The organism is Flavobacterium facile (genome assembly GCF_036321945.1).
Classification (GTDB): Bacteria; Bacteroidota; Bacteroidia; order Flavobacteriales; family Flavobacteriaceae; genus Flavobacterium; species Flavobacterium facile.
In genome coordinates this window covers 1-3,416 of sequence record NZ_JAZAYT010000009.1, presented here as the reverse complement: position 1 = coordinate 3,416, position 3,416 = coordinate 1, and the positions used below count along the sequence as shown (strand labels likewise).

The window sequence follows — 3,416 nt, the reverse complement described above, 5'->3', positions numbered from 1 at the left end:
GGAGAATTCAATAACTTAATGCAACAAATGATAATTTTTATCTTTGTTGAATTATGGAAAAAAAGCACAAACGACTTACACTAAATGAACGCATTATTATTGAGACTTTACTCTATGAAAATAAGTCTAAAAGTTATATTGCAAAGCATCTAAATAGAAATCGTTCTACTATTACTCGAGAAATAAATAGTTGGATGCACAAACCAACCGATAAATACAATGCAACTTTAGCAGATTTCTTTGCAAAAGAAGAGTATTTAAACAAAAGAAATCTTGATAAAATAAATACTCATAAAAAACTTAAACTATTTGTTTACAGAGGCTTATTATGTGGTTTTTCGCCAGAACAAATTGCTGGAAGAATTAAAATTGATTATCCTAACAATAGTATTATGACAATCTCTCATGAAGCAATTTATCAGCATATTTATAAACATAGACAGTCAAGATTAGGCAAAAAACTCATACAACTTCTACCCTATCATCATTCCAAAAGAAGATACAATAGAAAAGGTGGAAAAAACAAAATACGAATCAAAGACCAAGTAAATATTAGCCAAAGACCCAACAGTGTTGAGTTACGAAACGAAGTTGGACATTGGGAAGGAGATCTAATGATTGGTGTAGGACAAAAAAGTGCCATCGGAACAATTGTAGAAAGAAAAACAAGATATGTTTTCATTATTAAATTAGAAAATAGAAAATCCGAAACCGTGACACAACAATTTGCAAAACACTTGAAAACACTACCCAAATACACTGTAAAATCAATGACTTACGACAACGGAATGGAAATGGCAAATCACAAATGGCTATCAAATAACACTGGAATGGATATATATTTTGCTAATCCTTATTCTTCCTGGGAACGTGGAACTAACGAAAACACGAACGGTTTAATTAGGCGTTTTTTCCCTAAAGGAACTGATTTTAACACCATAACAAACAAACAACTAAAACATGCTGAATTAACTCTAAACAATAGACCTAGAAAGGTTTTAGGGTACAAAACACCTCAAGAAAAAATGAATCAAGAAATCACTAACTATATAGCATAAATCAAGCCTATTTCGGAAATAACTTTTGGTCAATTAAAAAGACCAAAAAAGTTATTCTGAAATTAGACAAAATGAAAAGAAAATACTAATTTTGATTAGAACAATATTAACTGACCTTGTTGCGTTAAGGTCTTGAATCCGCCCCATATTCTTGATTTTTTAGTATTAGAAATATTATTTCTTATTAGTTTTTAAATTTTTTAAATACGTTACCTTATCAACTGGCTTATCATTTATTATATAAAATTCTTCTGGCGATACTTTTGTCTTATCCGGATTTTTTTCTTTCACAATTTGTGTATTTGAAGCTTTTGATTTGTTACTTTCAGAGTTTGAAATGGCAACAACCTTTTTTGAGCTTTTTACACTTTTTTGAGAATCAGAATTTTTCTTTTCCTGTGCAGACACAACAAAAGAAAGAATGCTAAAAACAATCATTAATAATTTTTTCATAGTTAGATGATTTTTGGTTGATTTTTATAATTTATTAACAAGTTCATTAAAAAAATTAATCATTTATTAAATTTTTGTTAATTAACAAATATTAAAATAATTTTTTAATATTCAAATAATTAACTATATTATTTTTATATTATTAAACAAATTCAATAAATACAAGTATAAATAAGAATAATTATTATAAAAAAATATTTTTTAACAAAAAAAACCACCTAAAATTAGGTGGTTTTTAAATAAATTATATCGATAAAATTAACGTTTTAACGAAAAATGCGATTTAAATTGTTTTTGTTGGTTGTTTTCTGAAAATTCAATGGTGAACCAATAATCTGTAGATGGTGCTAATTGACCGTTATAAGTTCCATCCCATCCCGGACTTCCATCCACAGGAACTAATTGTTTAATTAATTTTCCGTATCTGTCAAAAATATACAACTTAGCATCTGCTTGATTTAACCCAACAACATTCCAAGTATCATGAATACCATCTCCATTTGGAGTAAAATATTTAGGGTAATCAATTACAAATATCTTATCCGAAAGATTTGTACATCCTTCTTCATCTAATATTAATACTTCATGTTCACCAGCTTCAACTCCTGTAAACACATTACTACTTTGCCAAGCACCACCATCTAATGAATAAATTAAATTTCCTGTTCCAACCGGATTTACAAGTATAGTAATTGTAGCATTATCTGTAAACGCATCCGTTACCACATACGTAAAACCTGTAGCTGGAATTTCTTCTCCAACAACCGCTATATCAGTTTCTATACAATTTGTAGTATAGGTAACATCTATAACTTCAACTTTATAAGTACCTTCTGTAGTTACTTCATAAGTTGAATTAGTTTCTCCGAAAATCTCCTCATATAAGTTAGTAACTGTATTTAACTTAAACCATCTGTATCTGAAATTAGCATTAGACAACTGTGTGCTTAAGAAATAACTTTGGAAGGTGTTTCCTGCCGGATCAACACAAATATGACCGTCTGTTAAATCTGGTTTTGGTTTTGGATTTACAAATACTGTTATATTAACAGCATTACTTTCGCATCCATTCAGCCTAGATTTCACACTATATATAACATAACCTTGATTATTTGTTGTATTGGTAAGCGTTTGTAAAATAGGTGCTGGCGCTATTCCAAATCCGTTTGAAGCTCCTGTTACATTTACTTCTTGTACCACTTCCCAAACTATTTCAGTACCCGCAAGAACAGGAAACGAAGGATTAACTAACAATCCTGCTGTTGTGCCACCACTACAAATTGGAGGTAATGGACTAAAAAACGGAGCACCTGGAATAGGATTCACATTAATTATTCCAGTTGTAAATGGAAGCCCAATACAATTCCCGTTTCTTGGAGTTATTGTAAATGTTAAACGACCTGCAATTTCTTCATCTATTAACTCTAAATTCATAGTAATTACATTTGAAGTACTTGAACCTGATGTACTACCATTTGAAAGCACAACACCATTTACATTACTAACTACCCAATCATAGACTGTTCCAACAGGTGAAGCAACAATTGTTAACACTGTAGAACCATTATTACAAATTGTAGCTGGTGCTATATTTACTCGCTGAATTTCTGGTTTTGTATTTACCGTTATTATAATATCTTGAAAATTACCTTTACAAGTTCCTAAAACAGGACGAACTTGAATAGTTAATGAACTTGGTTGTGTTGGATCTAATAAATTAAGTACTTGATCTATTGTACCTAATCCACCTGTACTTGATAAACCTAAACTATTAATATTGTTATTAAATGTAGCTATCCATTCAAATGTAGCACCTGGAACAGTTGAATTATTAGCTATTAAAACAGCTAAATTCATATTATCGCCATTACATATAGAATAATCAGCTATTTGAGTGATAAATTG

The 3,416-nt window shown here is 29.9% G+C and carries 3 protein-coding genes; 1 reads left to right on the top strand and 2 read right to left on the bottom strand.

The genetic code is table 11. The features are described 5' to 3' along the window. Positions 1 to 53 precede the first annotated feature (53 nt). A complete protein-coding gene (locus UEQ13_RS00065; protein WP_329804339.1) occupies positions 54 to 1,058 on the top strand; it encodes an IS30 family transposase in 1,005 nt (334 codons plus the stop codon). 174 nt (positions 1,059 to 1,232) lie between these two features. On the opposite strand, the gene UEQ13_RS00060 is transcribed toward UEQ13_RS00065, so the two are convergent. Together UEQ13_RS00060 and UEQ13_RS00055 are read right to left on the bottom strand one after the other, a co-directional pair. Further along, positions 1,233 to 1,511 (bottom strand): hypothetical protein, encoded by a 279-nt coding sequence (locus UEQ13_RS00060; protein ID WP_329804338.1) that lies wholly within the window; start codon positions 1,509 to 1,511, stop codon positions 1,233 to 1,235. Positions 1,512 to 1,769: 258 nt separating this feature from the next. Continuing rightward, on the bottom strand, positions 1,770 to 3,416 hold a 1,647-nt coding region (locus UEQ13_RS00055; RefSeq protein WP_329804337.1), incomplete at its 5' end, for a T9SS type B sorting domain-containing protein.

Bases quoted from the DNA above. Each gene is read 5' to 3' on its own strand.
- UEQ13_RS00065 (WP_329804339.1), top strand. From the start codon at position 54: ATGGAAAAAAAGCACAAACGACTTACACTAAATGAACGCATTATTATT.
- UEQ13_RS00060 (WP_329804338.1), bottom strand. From the start codon at position 1,511: ATGAAAAAATTATTAATGATTGTTTTTAGCATTCTTTCTTTTGTTGTG.